Genomic DNA, 17,350 nt, shown 5'->3' with positions numbered 1-17,350 from the left:
AGTGCGCAACCGTCACCCGTAAAGTGTAGATGCCGGGATTTGTATCGCCCCCACTGGTGCTATTGCGAGCAGGCTCACTCCTAGAGGGGACCGCATTCCAAGGTGGGAGCGAGCCTGCTCGCGAAGGGGTCCGAACGGTACTTGCATCTTCCCGCCCTCGCCCGCATAACTTCTGTCATGAATCTGCCCCTCCCCGCCAACAGCGCTCTGGCAGGCTTTCACCCCGCCGTCAGCCCCTGGTTCAACAAGACTTCCCCGGCGGTCCCCGCCGCTCAGGCCCGTGCGTGGCCGTTGATCCAGCAGCGCCGGTCGACGCTGATCGCGGCGCCCACCGGCTCGGGGAAAACCCTGACCGCGTTTCTCGCCGTGCTCGATGAGCTTGTCCACCGCGGCCTCGAACACCCCGACGGCCTGCCCGCCGAAACCCTGGTGGTCTATGTCTCGCCGCTGAAAGCGCTGTCCAACGACATCCAGATCAACCTGCAGAATCCGCTGGCCGGCATTACCGCGCAATTGCGCGAACTGGGCCTGCCCGAGCTGACGATCACCACCGCCGTACGCACCGGCGACACGCCGCAAAAAGATCGCGCCGCCATGCGCAAGAACGCACCGCACATTCTGGTCACCACGCCGGAATCGCTGTACGTGCTGCTCGGTTCGGAATCCGGGCGCAAGATGCTCGGCACCACGCGCACGGTGATCATCGACGAAATCCATGCCATGGCCGCCGGCAAGCGCGGCAGTCATCTATCCTTGAGCCTCGAGCGTTTGCAAGCACTCTGCGCCGAGCCGCTGACCCGGATCGGCCTGTCCGCCACGCAGAAACCGGTGGAGGCGGTGGCGCAGTTTCTGGTCGGTCACGAACACCCCTGCGAAATCGTCGACATCGGCCACGCCCGCCCACGAGACCTGGGCATCGAGGTGCCACCGGTGCCGTTGTCGGCGGTGATGGCCACCGATGTCTGGGGACTGGTGTATGACCGCCTCGCCGAACTTGCTCGCGAGCACCGCACCACGCTGATTTTCGTCAACACCCGACGCCTCGCCGAGCGCCTCAGCCGGCATCTGAGCGAACGCCTCGGCAAGCAGGCCGTGGCGGCGCACCACGGCAGCCTCGCCAAGGAGTTTCGCCTCGACGCCGAACAGCGCCTCAAGCGCGGTGAGTTGCAGGTACTGATCGCCACCGCGTCGCTGGAGCTGGGCATCGATATCGGCGAAGTCGACCTGGTCTGCCAGATCAGCTCGCCGCGTTCGATTGCCGCGTTTCTGCAACGGGTTGGCCGCTCTGGCCACCAGGTCGGCGGCACGCCCAAGGGCCGTCTGTTCGCCACCACCCGCGACGACCTGATCGAGTGCGCCGCCCTGCTCGACTGCGTGCGCCGGGGCGAGCTCGATACGCTGCACATCCCGGAAAAACCGCTCGACGTGCTGGCGCAGCAGATCATTGCCGAAGTCAGTTGCCAGGAATGGTCGGAGGACGCCTTGTTGGCGATGTTCCGTCGCGCCTGGCCTTACCGCGATGTCGACGAAAAGCACTATCAAGCCCTGCTGAGCATGCTCGCCGAAGGGTACAACGGCCGTCAGGGCATCCGTAGCGCATACCTGCATCGCGACGTCGTCAATCGCACTTTGCGCGGCCGGCGCGGCGCGCAACTGACCGCCGTGACCAGTGGCGGCACCATCCCGGACAACGCCGACTACAGCGTGCTGCTCGAACCGCAGGGCTTGAGCATCGGCAGCGTCAACGAAGATTTTGCCGTGGAAAGTATCGCTGGCGACGTGTTCCAGCTCGGCAATACCTCGTACCGCATCCTGCGGGTGGAGAGCGGCAAGGTCCGCGTCGAGGATGCGCAGGGCATGCCACCGACCATTCCGTTCTGGCTCGGCGAAGCCCCGGGGCGCAGCGATGAATTGTCGGCCGCCGTCGCGCGCCTGCAAGGGCATCTGGATGAGCTGCTCAGCGCCAGCCCCGGTAATCTGCAACCGGCGCTCGACTGGCTGACCACGACACTTGGCCTCAACCTCGCCAGCGCCGAGCAACTGGTCGAATATCTCGCTCGCGCCCGGCAAACCCTCGGCGCCCTGCCCTCGCAGGACACGCTGTTGATGGAGCGGTTTTTCGACGAGTCCGGCGGCACCCAACTGATCATCCATACGCCGTTCGGCAGCCGCATCAACCGCGCCTGGGGCCTGGCCCTGCGCAAGCGTTTCTGCCGCACCTTCAACTTCGAGTTGCAGGCCGCCGCCAGCGAAGACGCGATCGTGCTGTCGCTGTCCACCAGTCACAGCTTCGAGCTCGATGAAGTCTGGCGTTATCTGCACAGTAATAGCGCCGAACACACGCTCATTCAGGCCGTGCTCGATGCGCCGTTATTCGGCGTGCGCTGGCGCTGGAATGCCGGGGTGGCGCTGGCGCTGCCGCGCTTTACCGGCGGACGCAAAGTCGCCCCGCAGCTGCAACGGATGAAAAGCGAAGACCTGATCGCCAGCGTGTTTCCCGACCAGATCGCCTGCCTGGAAAACCTCGCCGGCGAGCGCGAAGTCCCCGAGCATCCGCTGGTGGAACAGACCCTCGACGATTGCCTGCACGAAGCGATGGACAGCGAAGGCTGGCTGACCCTGCTGCGGCGCATGGAGCGTGGCGAGGTGCGGCTGATCAGCCGCGACCTGCCGGCACCGTCGCCGCTGGCGGCGGAAATCCTCAGCGCCCGGCCCTACACGTTTCTTGATGACGCGCCGCTGGAAGAACGGCGCACGCAAGCAGTGATCAACCGGCGCTGGAGCGATCCGCAATCGACCGACGACCTCGGCGCGCTGGACGCCGATGCAATCACGGCGGTGCGCGAAGAAGCCTGGCCGTCGCCCGATTCCATGGATGAAATGCACGAAGCACTGATGAGCCTGGCCTGCATCAGTGACGCCGAAGCGCGAGCCAACACGGCTTGGCTGGATTGGTTGCAGGCGCTGATGGCCAGCGGGCGCGCCTGCCTACTGCGGATCGACGCCGAGCATCAGTTATGGCTGGCCCGCGAACGCTTGAGTTGCCTGCAGGCGCTTTATCCACAGGCCACGTTGTCGAGCGCAGCAGTGGCGCTACCCGGATTCGACGAGGCGTGGACATTCGATGAAGCGCTGGTCGAAGTGATCCGCGCCCGCCTCGGTGCCTTTGGGCCGACCCCTTTGCCAGCCATTGCCGAGCCGCTCGCCCTGCCCGCCGCGCAAGTGAGTCAGGCCCTCGCCCGACTGGAGCGTGAAGGTTACGTCTTGCGCGGGCAGTTCACGCCGAAAAGCGCGATTGAAGAATGGTGCGAACGCCATCTGCTCGCGCGCATCCATCGCTACACGGTCAAGCGCCTGCGTCGGGAAATCGAACCGGTGGCGTTGCAGGACTTCACGCGCTTTCTATTCGACTGGCAGCATTTGTCACCGACCACCCAAGGTCAGGGCAGCGCAGTGTTGCCAGCGATTGTCGGCCAGTTCGAAGGTTACCCGGCGGCAGCTTCGGCGTGGGACAGCGACATCCTGCCGGCACGCCTCAAGGACTATTCGCCGAGCTGGCTGGATGAGCTGTGCCGCAACGGCAAACTGGTGTGGACGCGTATCAGCGCGCGACAGAAAGTCAGCGGCTCGGCATTGCGCAGCACGCCGATTGTCCTGCTGCCGCGCAGTCAGGTGGGTTTGTGGAGTGCGCTGGCTGAGCAAACCCCAGTGAGTGAGTTATCGCTGAAAACGCAGAAAGTCTTCGAGGCGCTGAGTCAGCATGGCGCGCTGTTTTTTGATGAGCTGATTCATGAAGCGCGCCTGCTGCGCAGCGAGCTGGAAATCGCCCTGCAGGAACTGGTCGCCGCCGGGCTGGTGAATGCCGACAGCTTCGCCGGCCTGCGCGCGCTGATCACCCCGGCAAGCAAGCGCCAGCAGCGCAGTAGCCGACGCGGGCGCGGCGCGTTTATCGGCGGAATGGACGATGCCGGGCGCTGGGCGTTGCTGCGCCGTGCTTCGTCAGCAGACACAGCCGAGACGCTCGAACATGTGGCAATGACCCTGCTGCGCCGCTACGGCGTGGTGTTCTGGCGCTTGCTGGAACGGGAAGCAGACTGGCTGCCGAGCTGGCGGGAATTGCTGCGCACCTTCCATCGACTGGAGGCGCGGGGCGAGATTCGTGGCGGGCGCTTTGTCAGTGGTCTGGCGGGCGAGCAATTCGCGCTGCCGGAGGCGATTCCCCTATTGCGCGAAGTGCGCCGGCGCCCGCATGACGGCAGTCTGGTGGCGGTATGTGGAGTTGATCCGCTGAACCTGGCGGGGACACTGTTGCCCGGGGTGAAAGTGCCGGCGCTGGTGAGTAATCGGCTGGTGTATCGCGATGGCGTGCCCGTGGCGGCTGTGATTGCCGGCAAACAGCAGATCTGGGTGGAACTGGATCAAGTGGCCATGGAGCAGATAGGCCGGAAATTGATCCGCAATTGAGGGTGTCTGATGTGGCGCCATCGCGAGCAGGCTCACTCCTACATTCTGGAATGCATTCCCCTGTAGGAGTGAGCCTGCTCGCGATGAGGCCGGGACATTCAACGCAGAGCTCAGATCAGGTCCGCGACTCCTGCGGCACCTCAGCCGCCACCACCGCCCCCTCCTGCTGCCGCTTCGGCAAAAAGACCTGCTGTGGATAAGTCTGCGCAAAATGCACATTCGCGGTGTTATCCACAAGCTTCTTCAAGCGCTGGTTGAACGCCCGGCTCACCGCATATTGCCCACCGGATACCGTGCGAAATTGCGCCGTCAGTACCACGCCGTTGAGATCCATCCTGTCCACCCCGAACACATCCAGCGGCCCTTGCAGGTTGTACTTGAGGAACGGGTCTTCGCGGATCGAATCGCCGGCCTCGCGGATCAGCTCGATGGCCTTGTCGACGTCGGTGTCGTAAGTGAACTGCACCGAGAAAAACGCGAAGGCAAACTGGCGTGACTGGTTGGTCACAGCCTTGATCTGACCGAATGGCACCGAGTGCACAAAACCCTTGCCGTCACGCAGGCGCAGGGTGCGGATGGTCAAGCCTTCGACAGTGCCGGCATGGCCGGAATCCAGCACCACCCAGTCGCCGATCGACAGGGTGTCTTCGATGATGATGAACAGCCCGGTGATCACATCCTGCACCAGTTGCTGCGAACCGAAACCGATCGCCAGACCGACCACACCGGCACCAGCCAGAAGCGGCGCGACGTTGATGCCAAGATTGGCCATGGTAGTGATCGCGCAGATCACCACGAGGATGATTTTGATCGCATTGCGCAACAACGGCAGGATGGTTTTCACCCGCGTGCTCGGCTGGCGTGCCGCGCGTTTGCTGACCGGCGGTTTAAGCGCTTCCTGAATCGCCGTGTCGAGCACGACCCACAGCAACCACGTCACCAGGAAGATCAGGCCGATACTGCTCAAGGCATTGCTGATCGCCCGGCCCACCGTGCTGCTCTGGGCGAAATCGAGCAACGACACGCCCCAGATCCGCCCGAGAATATCGATGAACACAATCGCCATGACGATACGCAGCAACGCGTGCAACAGGCTGAGAAAGCGTTCCTTGTAGGCACTGCTGCGCTGGAGCGCCTCGGCCTTGCGCGACTTGAACAGGTGCTGCAAGACGGTGCTGAGAAATACTGTGGCGATCAGCAGCACGGTGGTGAACAAGGCGCAGCGCAGGGCTTTCTGATTGTCCTCGCCGATGCCGATCAGACTGACCGCCGAGACCAGCACCATCAGCACGATCGGCCAGTACCACAACCCGGAAAATATCCGCAGCGACTCTTGCAGCGACGGTTGTTTCAAACGCTGGGTCAACGGGCGATTACGGATCAGGTGCGCCACCGGCCGGCGCAGGCGAATCACCAGCAAACCGAAGATGACCGAGGCGATCAGCCCGGTGAACACGGCGATACTGCTGGTGATATTGCCGCCCAGTTGCCGGGCGATCTGCGGGCTGGTCAGGGCATCGCTGAGGGCGGCGAGAAAGCCGATCAGGAACAATGGTCGCGGGCAGTATTCACGGATGATCCGCGCGGCGGCGCGCTTGTGCCCAACGTTGAACATCACCACGACGCACAACAACATCGACGTGGAAAAAATGCCGCTGCTGGTGGCGTAGGCCAGACACAGCGCCAGCGCGCGCCCCACCGAACCTTGCAGAAAATGGCTGACATACAGCGTCAGCGGCAGGCAGATCAGTGCCGGCACGGTGTACGGCAGCACATAGCCGAGCAGGTCCTGACTGCGCTGGCGAGTGCGCAACCAGCGCCCCTCGCGCAGACGCTTGGCCAGCAAACTGCCGAGCACCGTCAGCAGGGCGAAACTGCCCAGCCACACACCCGACAGCGTGAGGAAATCCCCGGCCACGCTCCAGCCCGAACGGTTCGACGGCTGCTTGACCAGCCGATCGACCTCATCCGCCGCGCGGTCGGCACGCAGGCGCCAGGCATCAACCAGATGTTCATTGAGGTCGAGTTTTTCCTGCACGTCGTCAATGCTCGAACTGATCGCCCCGAGCAGACCGCCCTGCACCAGCGGTTCCGGTTCGGCGGGCTTTTCCGCCGTTTCAGCGGGAGCCGGAACGCCCGGCAGCGCGGCGGCCTGCGATGTGGTGACGCCGAAGCACAACAGCGCTCCCAGCAGAATGGCGATCCTGAAATTGCGCAAAACTCCGATCTCCCGTGGCTGAACAACCTGTAAGGAACTGATCGGTAATTGCGCGGCAAGTTCAAGAGCCCCCTCACCCCAGCCCTCTCCCCCAGGAGAGGGAGCCGACCGAGTTGCCTGATCCATCTCACCGACCTGCACGTCCCGAGTCGGACTCAAGTCCTGAAGACCATGAAGATCTGCTCCCTTCACAGTCGTACGCGATTTCAGGAGACATGAAGATCTGCTCCCTTCCCCCTCGCCACCTTGGGGGAGAGGGTTGGGGTGAGGGGGTGAGCTCTTGATCCTCGCTTCACCCGCGACCGTCCGTAACACCACCGAAACTTTCCCGCCCCCGGCGCAGTCATCACAGAACATCGGCAACACGAGGACTTTCTACGGGAGGATGGGATGGCGACGATTCACATCGGTATTTCAGGCTGGCGCTACGCCCCGTGGCGCGGGGACTTCTACCCGAAGGGACTGGCGCAGAAGCGCGAATTGCAGTTCGCCTCTCGCGCGGTCAACAGCATTGAAATCAATGGATCGTTCTACGCCCTGCAACGACCCGAACGTTACGCCCAGTGGTACGCCGAAACCCCCGATCACTTCGTATTCAGCGTCAAGGCGCCGCGCTTCATCACCCACGTGCGCCGCCTGCGCGACATCGAAAAGCCGCTGGCGAATTTCTTTGCCTCAGGCGTGCTGGAGCTGAAGGAAAAACTCGGGCCGATCCTTTGGCAGTTTCCGCCCAACTTCAAATTCGACGCCGAGCGCTTCGACCAGTTTCTTGCGCAACTGCCCCACGATACCCAAGCCGCAGCCGCCCTCGCCCGCCAGCACGATTCGCATCTGCCCGGCCATGCCAGCGTCAAGGCCTGGCGCAAGAAGCCGCTGCGCCATGCGGTGGAAATCCGTCATGAAAGTTTCATCGACCCGCAATTCGTGCGCCTGCTCAAACGCTACAACACCGCACTGGTCATTGCCGACACCGCCGGCAAATGGCCGTACCGCGAAGACCTCACCAGCGACTTCGTCTATCTGCGCCTGCACGGTGCTGAAGAGCTCTACGCCAGCGGCTATTCCGAACAAGCACTCAAGCGCTGGGCCGAGCGCATCGACGCCTGGCATCACGGCAAACAGCCGGAGGACGCACATCTGATAGCCCCACGCCTGAAACCCCGCGCACGCAAATCCCGTGAAGTGTTCTGCTACTTCGACAACGACATCAAAGTCCGCGCGCCCTACGACGCACGCAATCTGTTGCAGCGCTTCGACCTCGACAAAGACCTCGCCACAACTCCCGGGCAAGTCGCCGCTGAAGGAGTTCTGTCATGAGCATTCCCGAACCGGTCGGTTTTACTGACGAAGGCTCCGTGGTCTCACCCTCGGTGCGTACCTTCACTGTCCTGACGGTCAACACCCACAAGGGCTTCACCGCGCTGAACCGGCGTTTCATTCTGCCGGAGCTGCGTGAAGCGGTGCGCAGCGTCGCCGCCGACGTGGTGTTTCTGCAGGAAGTCCACGGCACTCACGAGCAGCATCCGAAACGCTACGACAACTGGCCGACGATGCCGCAATACGAATTCCTCGCCGACAGCCTCTGGCCGCAGTTCGCCTACGGGCGCAACGCGGTGTACCCGGCGGGCGACCACGGCAATGCACTGCTGTCGAAATTTCAGATCATCCGCCACGACAACCTCGACGTATCGATCAGCGGCCATGAAAACCGTGGCCTGCTGCATTGCGTGCTGCGCCTGCCCGGAGACGGCACCGAGGTGCATGCGATCTGCGTGCATCTGGGCCTGCGCGAAAGCCATCGCAATGCACAACTGGATCTGCTGCTGCAACGTCTCGCCGAATTGCCCGCCGATGCGCCGGTGATTGTCGCCGGCGACTTCAATGACTGGCGCCAGCGCGCCGATGCGCAGCTCAAGCCGTGTGGCCTGCGCGAAGTATTCGCCGAACACCACGGCAAACCGGCGCGCAGCTTTCCCGCGCGACTGCCAGCGCTGCGGCTCGACCGCATCTACGTGCGCAACCTCAAGGCCAGCCGGCCGAAAGTCTTGACCAACCGGCCCTGGTCACATCTTTCCGACCACGCACCGTTATCGGTGGAGATTGAACTATGAACAGTGCGCCACTGGAAAAATCCGCCGTCGAACCGGTCACGCTGAACCCGCCGGTGCGCGAGCCCGGCCACGTTGACGTCGAGTATCAATGGCACAGCAATAACCGCGTAGAACTGCTGGAGAACGGCGAGGAATATTTCCCCCGCGTGTTCGAAGCGATGCGCGCGGCCAAGAGCGAGATTCTGCTGGAGACCTTCATCGTCTTCGAAGACAAGGTCGGCGCCGAGTTGCAGCAGATCCTCATCGAAGCCGCCCAGCGTGGCGTGCGCACCACGGTCAGCCTCGACGGCTTCGGCTGCGGCGAGCTGAGCACTGGCTATCTGTCAGCATTGAGCGATGCCGGCGTGCATCTGCAGATCTTCGATCCAGCGCCCAAGCACCTGGGCATCCGCACCAACTGGTTTCGCCGTTTGCACCGCAAAATCGTGGTGGTCGACGGTTTGATCGCGTTCATTGGCGGGATCAATTTTTCCGGCGATCATTTGGCCGATTTCGGCCCTGAAGCCAAGCAGGATTATTCGGTGGAGATCCAGGGCCCCGTGGTCGCCGATATCCATCACTTCGCCCTGCTGCAAAGCGGTCGTCCGGGACGCGCGCGGTTCTGGTGGCAGCGTCGGCGCCAGCGTCTGGCGGAAATGGCTTTCACCGATCACGACGGCCAGGTACGCCTGGTGTTCCGCGATAACGATCAACACAACACCGATATCGAAGACGTCTATCTGCAGGTGCTGCGCAAGGCCAAACGCCGGGTGATCATTGCCAATGCCTACTTCTTCCCCGGTTACCGTTTGCTGCGCGAAATCCGCAACGCCGCCCGCCGAGGCGTCGATGTGCGGCTGATCCTGCAGGGCCAGCCAGACATGCTCGTCGCGAAACTGGCAGCGCGCATGACCTACGATTATCTGCTGCGCGCCGGCGTGCAGATTCATGAATATTGCCAACGCCCGCTGCACGGCAAAGTCGCGCTGGTCGACGATGACTGGAGCACCGTGGGCTCGAGCAATCTCGACCCGCTGAGCCTGTCGCTGAATCTGGAAGCCAACGTGCTGATCCGCGACCGCGCCTTCAATCAGCACCTGTACGAACGCCTCGAAGACCTCAGCCAGAACCACTGCAAGGCGATGGACGCCAAGCTGTTGCCGCGTGGACGGATCTGGCACATGACTGTGGGTTTTCTGGTGTTCCACTTCCTGCGGCACTTCCCGGCCATGGCCGGTTGGCTGCCGGCGCATAAACCGCGTCTGAAGCCTTTCCGAGGTGCGCGTCCATGAGTCATTCCGAAGTCCATTCCGATAGCCATTCGGCACCCGCGGCGCCGTCGAAATGGAGCCGCTGGAAACGTCCGCTGACCCTCCTGTTTTTCCTCGCGCTGATCGTCCTGCTGACAATGTTCGCCACGCGCATCGAATGGGCCGAGGTGCTGGAAACCCTCGCCGATTTCAAGGTGCGCACGCTGATCATCGCCGCCAGCCTGACCCTGCTGAGCTTTCTGGTGTACGCCAGTTTCGACCTGATCGGCCGCACCTACATTCGTCAGGACCTGACGTGGAAGCAGATCCTGCCGGTGGGCATCATCAGCTACGCCTTCAACCTCAACCTCAGCGCCTGGGTCGGCGGCATCGCCATGCGTTATCGGCTGTATTCCCGGCTCGGCGTAAGCAAGGGCAACATCGCCAAGATCCTCGGCCTGAGCCTGGCGACCAACTGGTTCGGCTACATGACCATCGCCGGTGTGGTCTTCAGCAGTGGGCTGGTGCGCATGCCGCCAGGCTGGAAACTCAGCAGTGACGCGCTGCAACTGGTGGGGGTGTTGTTGCTGTTGGTCAGCGCCGGGTACCTGGCGGCGTGTCAGTTTTCCAAGCGCCGCGAGTGGTCGATACGCGGCGTGGAAATCAACCTGCCGTCGCTGCGCATGGCGGTCCTGCAATTGCTATTGGGCGCCTTGAACTGGTCGCTGATGGCGGCGGTGATCTTCACCTTGCTGCCGAGCAAACTGGATTATCCGCTGGTGCTGGGCGTGCTGTTGATCAGCGCGATCGCCGGGGTCATCACGCACATTCCAGCAGGGCTGGGCGTCCTTGAAGCGGTGTTTGTCGCGCTGCTGCAGCACGAAGCGTCGCGCGGCAGTCTGGTGGCGGGATTGCTGGCGTATCGGGCGATTTATTTTCTGTTGCCGCTGTTGATTACGGTGGTGATGTATCTGGTGGTGGAGGCCAAGGCCAAGGCGCTGCGGATCGAGAAAAAACCGTCCTGAGAGAGTTGTTGAATGGGAAATTGCAATCGCGAGCAGGCTCACTCCTACAGGGGGAACGCATTCCAAATGTAGGAGTGAGCCTGCTCGCGATAGCGTCCGCAAGACCACCGAAAATCATCTGGATTGGATAATGCTCAACCGCTCCCCCACCACCATCTCGGTAATCCAGTCCACCAGGATCGACGTGTAGGCCTGCTGCGACACCGGATCACTCAATGCGTGATCGGCGCCATCGATGATCCGGTGAGTCAACGAGTGAGTCTGCTGACACGCTGCGCGGTAACTCATGATCGTCGCGTGAGGTACGAAGTCGTCGGTTTCCGACTCCACCAGCAGCACGTCACCGGTGAATTGCGAACAGGCGTGCAAGGCGCGATTGCTGTCGGCACGCACCAGCGTATTGCGATAATCGCGCAGATCGGCCTTGTCCAGATCGCGCTTGGGCGTGTGCCACTGTTCATCGCGGTACAGCGCCGGCACGCGCAGCGCCAGCCAGCGCACCGGGCGCAATGAGGTCAGGATCGAAGCCAGATAACCGCCATAACTGGTGCCGACCACGGCGATCGCCGAGGTGTCGAGGGCCGGGTGCGCCAGCAGGCGATCATAGGCTGCCAGCAAGTCACGCAGATTATCCTCACGGGTCACGCGGGTCAGCGGAATGCCGGTGCCGCCGGTATGCCCGCGCAGGTCGAAGGTCAGGCATACGCAACCCAGGCCCGCAATGCCTTTGGCCCGTTCCAGATCGCGCTCCTGACTGCCGCCCCAACCATGGACGAACAACACCCCCGGGACTTTCGATTTGGGACTGAGAAAAGTCCCGCTCATCTGTTCGTCATCGATGTCGATTTGAATGCTTTCGCTTCTAGCCGTCATAGGATTGGACCGTCACATATTTGAGAAGAAACGCGCTGTTTTCCGCCGGGCCGCGATAGACCTCGATGGCGTCCGCCGGCAGCGCCTGATCGATATAGGTTTCAACCGACGACACGCGGATGGCGCGCATCTGTGGATCGTTGACGAAGCTTTGCAGCGCGGCCACCTCAGCACTGCTGGCGCCGCCCATGCGCCAGGATTGTTCGAGCACGCCGCTGCGCTGGTTGCCGTCGGCGTCCAGGCCCTGGGCGATATCGTAATTGCGCCGCGAGGCGAAGAAGCGTGGGTAGGCTTCGTCAGCGGCGCTGTCGAATACCTGCGCCTGTTCGATGGCCAGGCGCACATCATCGGGCAGATCCAGCGCGAGCAACGCGTCATAGCCGCCCTGCACCACCAGCAGGTTCGAACCGCCGTAGACCTCTTCGCCGTGACCGTCCTCGGTCAAGTATTGATCGCCGCAATAACTCAAGACCTTGCCGCCGATAAACGACTGGCCGACGCTATGGGTGACCACGTTGCGCAAGTCCTGCTCCAGCACTACGCCGTCACTGAACAAGCTTTGTGCTTCGGGGCGCGCGAGGATTTCATCGAACGCGTCGAGGCTCTTGATCACTTCCTGGCCGCGACCGGCGCACGCGTGAATCGGCTTCAAGCGAATCGGCCCGGCGTACAGCAGATGCTCGGCGGCGGGCCGCGCATCTTCCAGGGCGAATACGCTGAGACCGTCGAGCACTACGTTGCGCACCCGCTCCGAGAACAGCGGCGACCAGCCCTGCGGCGCCTGCGCCAGATGGCTGCGCAGGCCGTGGCTGATGGCTTTGGTGCAGATGAAATCGTATTCGACGTAGCCGCCCCACAAGTCATCAGGGCCTTTGATGCCCAGCGCTTGAGCATGGGCGGCGCCGACGATGGGTTGCGTCGGCAGCAGGTACAGTTCGCGGCCTGAATGTTTCGCCGGATCGTAACTGCCGCCGAATTTGCAGCCGAGAATCTGCGCCAGCCAGCGCGCCAGGGCCTTGTTGGTCTCGACTTCATGTTGCGGCGCCTCGGCACGCACCGAATGGGCCACGACGATTTTCTTGCTGGGTGTCGGGGTCATGCGTTCCCCTTGCATCAGTCGATGGGTTCTCAAAGGAAATTGCAGAGATCAGGCCAATCAGCGATCCCCACGAACCGCCCGATAATCGGGAGCTTGCCGTGACTGTGCTGGCATCACGCCTGTTTCAAACTGCACGACAGCGCGCAAAACTCCGGCAAATTGCACGATCTCTCACCCTCGCCGCGATCATTGTGGGAGCGAGCCTGCTCGCGAAAGCGTAGTGTCAGCCGACTACAATTCTGTAGATCCAGCGCCTTCGCGAGCAGGCTCGCTCCCACATTAGTTCATCGTCGTTCTGGGAGCGGGATTCACACCAAACCGCCCCCGGTACTCACTCGGCCCAAGCCCGGTAATCTTCTTGAAGATCGCACGAAACGCGCCTGGATCCTGATAGCCCACCGTCCAGGCTATGTGATCAATCGTGCCATTGGTGAATTCGAGCATTTCCCGCGCCTTGCCCACCCGCAGGTGCTGGCAATACTCGGTCGGTTTCAAGCCTGTCGCGGCGCGGAATCGGCGTAGAAACGTGCGCTCTTCCAGTCCCGCGCGCTCGGCCATCGCCGCCAGCGAAACCTCCGTCGCCCCGGTGCTTTGCAGCCAGTGCTGGACCTTGAGAATGGCCGCGTCGCCATGACTGAGGATCGGTGCGAAATTGCTTCCGCATTCACTGGCGCTGTCGCTGTGTTCCATCACCAGAAAACGCGCGGTTGCGGTGGCGATGCTCGGGCCGAGCAAGCGATCGACCAGGCGCAATCCCAGTTCCGACCAGGCCATCAGCCCGGCCGTGGTGATCAGGTCGCCGTCGTCGACAATCGGCGTGTCGGCCTTCAGTTTGATGTGCGGATAACGCTCGGCGAACGCCTGGGCCGAGGTCCAGTGGGTGGTGGCGCTGCGCCCGTCGAGCAAGCCGCTTTCGGCCAGCATCAACGAGCCTACGCAGACGCCACCGAGGGTTGCGCCGCCTGCATGCTGATCGCGCAGCCATTGCGTCAGGCTCGCGGTCATCTGCGCTGCATCGAACCCGCCGAGGGACGGCGGAATCAGCACGGCGAGCAAAACGTCCTTGGTACCCGGATGACTGTCATAGACCCGCGCCGGCGACTGATCGCCCGCAACCTGCCAATGACTGACCCGCAGCACGGGCAACCGCGCGGCCTGATGCTCGGCCGCGATACGGTTGGCCACCGCGAACAGATCGGTCAGACCGTGCACCGCCGCCAGTTGCGCGCCGGGGTAAATCAGCACGCCCAGCTCAGCGGTGACGGCTTTTTGTGCAGCCATTGTCAGTTTTCCCCCGTCTATTGTCGGTGCGGCCAATCCTCGAATCCTCGGCCAGCGTCAATACTGAGGCCACACCCAATCACCTTCTCGAGGACAATCCCATGGCCAAGCAAGCGCTCATCGTAGTCGATATCCAGAACGACTACTTCCCCCAAGGCAAGTGGCCGCTGGTCGGCGCCGACGCCGCTGCCGACAACGCCGCGCGGCTGATCGCAGCCTTTCGCGAAGCGGGCGATTCCGTGGTGCACATTCGTCACGAATTCACCTCCGACGATGCACCGTTTTTCACTCCCGGCTCCGAGGGCGCCGAACTGCATCCGAAGGTGCGCAACCGCGCCAACGAGCCGGTGGTACTCAAGCACTTCGTCAACTCGTTCCGCGAAACCGAACTGAAATCGGTGCTCGACGAACAAGGCATCACCGACCTGGTGGTGATCGGCAGCATGAGCCATATGTGCATCGATGGCATCACCCGCGCGGCGGCGGACATGGGTTACGGCGTTACGGTGATACACGATGCCTGCGCCAGCCGTGATCTCGAATTCAATGGCCTGACGGTGCCGGCCGCCCAAGTGCACGCAGCCTTCATGTCGGCGCTGAGTTTCGCCTACGCCACCGTGGTTTCGACTGACCAATTCCTGCACAGCAACGCCTAGCAACAACTGCACAACCCAGAGGCCCGCCGCGATGCGGGCCTTTTTGCGTCTGTCATGAAAATCTCACGCGTGAGTCATTGATGGCACTTTGCATTGGTTGTAGTGTGGCCCACGCGTGAGATGCTCATAACCGGATTCCAGCCATGACAAGCCGCACTCCGACGCCTGCCGCAGCCAGCCCCAGGGGCGAGCGTGCCAGGACGTCAGCGAAAAAACCCTCGAGCTTCTACATGAAGCAGATGCGCGCAGGCCTGGCCGCCGCCGGTTATGTGAAACACGAGACTTGGGTGCTTCCGGAAAACCGAGGCTTGCTCAAGCAAATGGAGCAACAGCTACGCCAACCGATCCTGGCTGGCTCTTTCATGTCGGAGAAATACATGAGCGCAGGCAACAACTGGACCATCGATAGCCTCTTCAATGCCCTCAAGGCGCTGGACGAGGTGGCTTCGCAAGAGATCACGCTGTCGCTGATCCAGAGCTCCGAGCCGAGCATCAAGCTGGAAATGAACGAATTCGGCGGCCTGCCGATTCACATCGCCCTGGCCGGCCAGCAGATCATCGTCGACACCGTGCTGGTGGACATCGACTCGATCAGCAACGTCCAGGCGTTCAACGATGCCGTGCTGCGCAGCCGCGAGATGTTCCCGCTGTCGTCGATCGGTATCGAGTCGATGCCCAACGGGCAGACCGTCTACAACATGTTCGGCGCCCTCAGCGCTGATTCGAGCCTGACCAACGTGGTCACCGAGGTGAAAACCCTGGTCGACAACGTGCAGCGCGCCAGCGAAGCCTTCGAACACTTCTTCAAGTAATCAACAGGGAATATCCAATGACTCAGTCCATCTGGAGCAAGTTGTTCACCGCGCTGCGCGGCGGCGCCAACGAAGTCGGCGAAGCCATCGCCGATCAGCAGGCGCTGCGCATCCTCGATCAGGAAATCCGCGACGCCGACAGCGCGCTGTCGAACGCCCGCCGCGAACTGGTGACGATCATGGCCAAACACAAACTGGCCGCCGACCGCGTCAGCGAGTACGACGCCAAGATCAAGGATCTTGAAGCCAAGGCCGTTGCCGCACTGAATGCCGGCCGCGAAGACCTGGCACTGGAAGTGGCCGAAGCGATTTCGACCCTGACCAACGACCTCGCTGCCGAGAAGAAGCTCAGCGATGAATTCGGCGCCTACGCCGACAACATGCGCAAAGACATCAGCAAAGCCGAATCGCGGATCAAGAGCCTGCGCCAGCAAGTCGACATGGCCAAGGCGCGCGACAGCGTGCAAAAGGCCCAGGTCAGCGCATCCATTGCCAGCGGCGGCGCCAACGGCAAACTCGAGACCGCCGTCGGCACCCTGAATCGCCTGCAAGCCAAGCAGCAGCAACGCGCTGCCGAACTGAGCGCAGCGGACGAACTGGCCGACGCCTCCAGCGGCAACGACCTGGAACGCAAGCTGCGCGACGCCGGCATCACGCCGAACGAAGGCAGCGCCAACGCGATTCTTGAGCGGCTGAAGCAGAAGTCCGCGCAGTAAGCTGTTGCGCAACCCTTTGTAGGAGTGAGCCTGCTCGCGATGGGGCCAAAACATTCAACTTCAGTGTTGACTAACCCGCCGCCATCGCGAGCAGGCTCACTCCTACATTGTTTGCGCTGAGCTATTGCCCCTGCTCGTACACCCCTGCGCCCGGTACACTACCGCCACTTTTTCAACCCCGAACACCTCCACCCGCTTCAAGGAACGTACCCATGGGATGGTTTAAAGACTTGCTCGGCACCAGCACCTGGCAGACCGCTGCGCCAACCACCACCGGCGCCAGCGGCCCTCTCGGCATGGCGCAAGGCAAAGGCGTGCGCTTTGACACGACCCTGGCGCTGCTGCTGGAAGGCTCGACGTCGGTGCGGGTGCCGTTCGATCAAGCGGTGTGGAGCGCCGGCTGGGTCGATCTCGGCCAGTCCAACAAATTGCACCGCTATTACATGAACGACGAGGATTTCTGGGTACAGATCCACGTCACCGGTGAAGACCAGATCGAGTCGGTCACCCTTTTCAACTACCTCAGCTATGTGACGGTCAACAGCGACGCCGAACTGCAGCGTCTGGCCGGCCCCAACAGTCTGATCGGCCTGCCGACCTACACCCGTGACGGTGTCGAATACACGCGCGAATGGGGCACCGAGCTGCAGCAGACCGAACTGGTGCCAATGACCGAACACGTGGTCAACCCGGACGAGTCCTACACCATCAAGCACCACGCGATGCTGTATGCCCGCGACACCGGCCTGACCGATCGCCGCGAACTGCTGTTGTTCTCCGTCGAACAGGATGAAGAAGGCACCGTCAGCCTGAGCACCTCGCTGGGCATCTCGCTGTACACGACTGATTTGAGCGCCATCTAAAAA

Annotated in this window: 13 protein-coding genes; 9 read left to right on the top strand and 4 right to left on the bottom strand. The window is 62.3% G+C overall.

Features of this window, described 5'->3' with window-relative positions; all coding sequences use genetic code 11:
• Window positions 1-177: 177 nt before the first annotated feature.
• Window positions 178-4,464: a DEAD/DEAH box helicase gene (locus tag AEQ63_RS15405; protein ID WP_064364002.1), complete on the top strand. Its 4,287-nt coding sequence runs from the start codon at window positions 178-180 to the stop codon at window positions 4,462-4,464.
• A 115-nt stretch (window positions 4,465-4,579) separates the two neighbouring features.
• Here the strand turns inward: AEQ63_RS15405 and AEQ63_RS15400 are convergent, their stop codons facing one another.
• Window positions 4,580-6,682 (bottom strand): mechanosensitive ion channel family protein, encoded by a 2,103-nt coding sequence (locus AEQ63_RS15400; RefSeq protein WP_064364001.1) that lies wholly within the window; start codon window positions 6,680-6,682, stop codon window positions 4,580-4,582.
• Between the two features lie 390 nt (window positions 6,683-7,072).
• Between AEQ63_RS15400 and AEQ63_RS15395 the strand changes: the two genes are divergently transcribed.
• From AEQ63_RS15395 to AEQ63_RS15380, 4 genes are read left to right on the top strand one after another with little or no spacing between them, the layout of a single operon-like run.
• Entirely contained in the window at window positions 7,073-7,999 is a 927-nt protein-coding gene (locus tag AEQ63_RS15395) for a DUF72 domain-containing protein (protein ID WP_064364000.1), read from the top strand.
• Window positions 7,996-8,793 carry an endonuclease/exonuclease/phosphatase family protein gene (locus tag AEQ63_RS15390; RefSeq protein WP_042610638.1) on the top strand — a complete coding sequence of 266 codons (798 nt, stop codon included), beginning with the start codon at window positions 7,996-7,998 and terminating at the stop codon, window positions 8,791-8,793. Before AEQ63_RS15395 ends, AEQ63_RS15390 begins: the two co-directional genes overlap by 4 nt.
• Window positions 8,790-10,064 (top strand): cardiolipin synthase ClsB, encoded by a 1,275-nt coding sequence (gene clsB / locus AEQ63_RS15385; RefSeq protein WP_042610639.1) that lies wholly within the window; start codon window positions 8,790-8,792, stop codon window positions 10,062-10,064. Before AEQ63_RS15390 ends, clsB begins: the two co-directional genes overlap by 4 nt.
• Window positions 10,061-11,047 (top strand): lysylphosphatidylglycerol synthase domain-containing protein, encoded by a 987-nt coding sequence (locus AEQ63_RS15380; RefSeq protein WP_042610640.1) that lies wholly within the window; start codon window positions 10,061-10,063, stop codon window positions 11,045-11,047. The genes clsB and AEQ63_RS15380 overlap by 4 nt, the downstream gene beginning before the upstream one ends.
• A 114-nt stretch (window positions 11,048-11,161) precedes the next feature.
• Here the strand turns inward: AEQ63_RS15380 and AEQ63_RS15375 are convergent, their stop codons facing one another.
• The 3 genes from AEQ63_RS15375 to AEQ63_RS15365 form a co-directional block, all read right to left on the bottom strand.
• On the bottom strand, window positions 11,162-11,920 hold the full coding sequence (locus tag AEQ63_RS15375) for an alpha/beta hydrolase family protein (RefSeq protein WP_042610641.1): 759 nt from the start codon (window positions 11,918-11,920) through the stop codon (window positions 11,162-11,164).
• Complete coding sequence (locus AEQ63_RS15370; protein WP_064363999.1) at window positions 11,910-13,019, bottom strand: DUF3182 family protein; 1,110 nt, start codon at window positions 13,017-13,019, stop codon at window positions 11,910-11,912. Before AEQ63_RS15370 ends, AEQ63_RS15375 begins: the two co-directional genes overlap by 11 nt.
• Window positions 13,020-13,298: 279 nt before the next feature.
• The gene (locus AEQ63_RS15365; RefSeq protein WP_064363998.1) at window positions 13,299-14,300 is read right to left on the bottom strand and encodes a GlxA family transcriptional regulator; all 1,002 of its coding nucleotides are present in this window, start codon (window positions 14,298-14,300) and stop codon (window positions 13,299-13,301) included.
• A gap of 101 nt (window positions 14,301-14,401) precedes the next feature.
• Here AEQ63_RS15365 and AEQ63_RS15360 point away from each other — a divergent pair, with 101 nt between their 5' ends.
• The 4 genes from AEQ63_RS15360 (at window position 14,402) to AEQ63_RS15345 (ending at window position 17,347) form a co-directional block, all read left to right on the top strand.
• The gene (locus tag AEQ63_RS15360; RefSeq protein ID WP_042610644.1) at window positions 14,402-14,956 is read left to right on the top strand and encodes a cysteine hydrolase family protein; all 555 of its coding nucleotides are present in this window, start codon (window positions 14,402-14,404) and stop codon (window positions 14,954-14,956) included.
• A 230-nt stretch (window positions 14,957-15,186) separates the two neighbouring features.
• The gene (locus tag AEQ63_RS15355) at window positions 15,187-15,768 is read left to right on the top strand and encodes a YjfI family protein (RefSeq protein ID WP_236705268.1); all 582 of its coding nucleotides are present in this window, start codon (window positions 15,187-15,189) and stop codon (window positions 15,766-15,768) included.
• Window positions 15,769-15,785: 17 nt separating this feature from the next.
• Window positions 15,786-16,484: a PspA/IM30 family protein gene (locus AEQ63_RS15350; RefSeq protein ID WP_042610646.1), complete on the top strand. Its 699-nt coding sequence runs from the start codon at window positions 15,786-15,788 to the stop codon at window positions 16,482-16,484.
• 212 nt (window positions 16,485-16,696) lie between these two features.
• Window positions 16,697-17,347 carry a DUF2491 family protein gene (locus AEQ63_RS15345; RefSeq protein ID WP_042610647.1) on the top strand — a complete coding sequence of 217 codons (651 nt, stop codon included), beginning with the start codon at window positions 16,697-16,699 and terminating at the stop codon, window positions 17,345-17,347.
• Window positions 17,348-17,350: the final 3 nt, after the last annotated feature.

The organism is Pseudomonas sp. RIT-PI-o, assembly GCF_001297215.1.
Classification (GTDB): domain Bacteria; phylum Pseudomonadota; class Gammaproteobacteria; order Pseudomonadales; family Pseudomonadaceae; genus Aquipseudomonas; species Aquipseudomonas moraviensis_A.
The sequence above is the reverse complement of the archived record's forward strand: the minus strand, read 5'-3'. Positions and strand labels throughout refer to the sequence as shown.

Coding starts and splice junctions, on each gene's coding strand:
- AEQ63_RS15405 (WP_064364002.1), top strand. CDS start 178: ATGAATCTGCCCCTCCCCGCCAACAGCGCTCTGGCAGGCTTTCACCCC.
- AEQ63_RS15395 (WP_064364000.1), top strand. CDS start 7,073: ATGGCGACGATTCACATCGGTATTTCAGGCTGGCGCTACGCCCCGTGG.
- AEQ63_RS15390 (WP_042610638.1), top strand. CDS start 7,996: ATGAGCATTCCCGAACCGGTCGGTTTTACTGACGAAGGCTCCGTGGTC.
- clsB (WP_042610639.1), top strand. CDS start 8,790: ATGAACAGTGCGCCACTGGAAAAATCCGCCGTCGAACCGGTCACGCTG.
- AEQ63_RS15380 (WP_042610640.1), top strand. CDS start 10,061: ATGAGTCATTCCGAAGTCCATTCCGATAGCCATTCGGCACCCGCGGCG.
- AEQ63_RS15375 (WP_042610641.1), bottom strand. CDS start 11,920: ATGACGGCTAGAAGCGAAAGCATTCAAATCGACATCGATGACGAACAG.
- AEQ63_RS15370 (WP_064363999.1), bottom strand. CDS start 13,019: ATGACCCCGACACCCAGCAAGAAAATCGTCGTGGCCCATTCGGTGCGT.
- AEQ63_RS15365 (WP_064363998.1), bottom strand. CDS start 14,300: ATGGCTGCACAAAAAGCCGTCACCGCTGAGCTGGGCGTGCTGATTTAC.
- AEQ63_RS15360 (WP_042610644.1), top strand. CDS start 14,402: ATGGCCAAGCAAGCGCTCATCGTAGTCGATATCCAGAACGACTACTTC.
- AEQ63_RS15355 (WP_236705268.1), top strand. CDS start 15,187: ATGAAGCAGATGCGCGCAGGCCTGGCCGCCGCCGGTTATGTGAAACAC.
- AEQ63_RS15350 (WP_042610646.1), top strand. CDS start 15,786: ATGACTCAGTCCATCTGGAGCAAGTTGTTCACCGCGCTGCGCGGCGGC.
- AEQ63_RS15345 (WP_042610647.1), top strand. CDS start 16,697: ATGGGATGGTTTAAAGACTTGCTCGGCACCAGCACCTGGCAGACCGCT.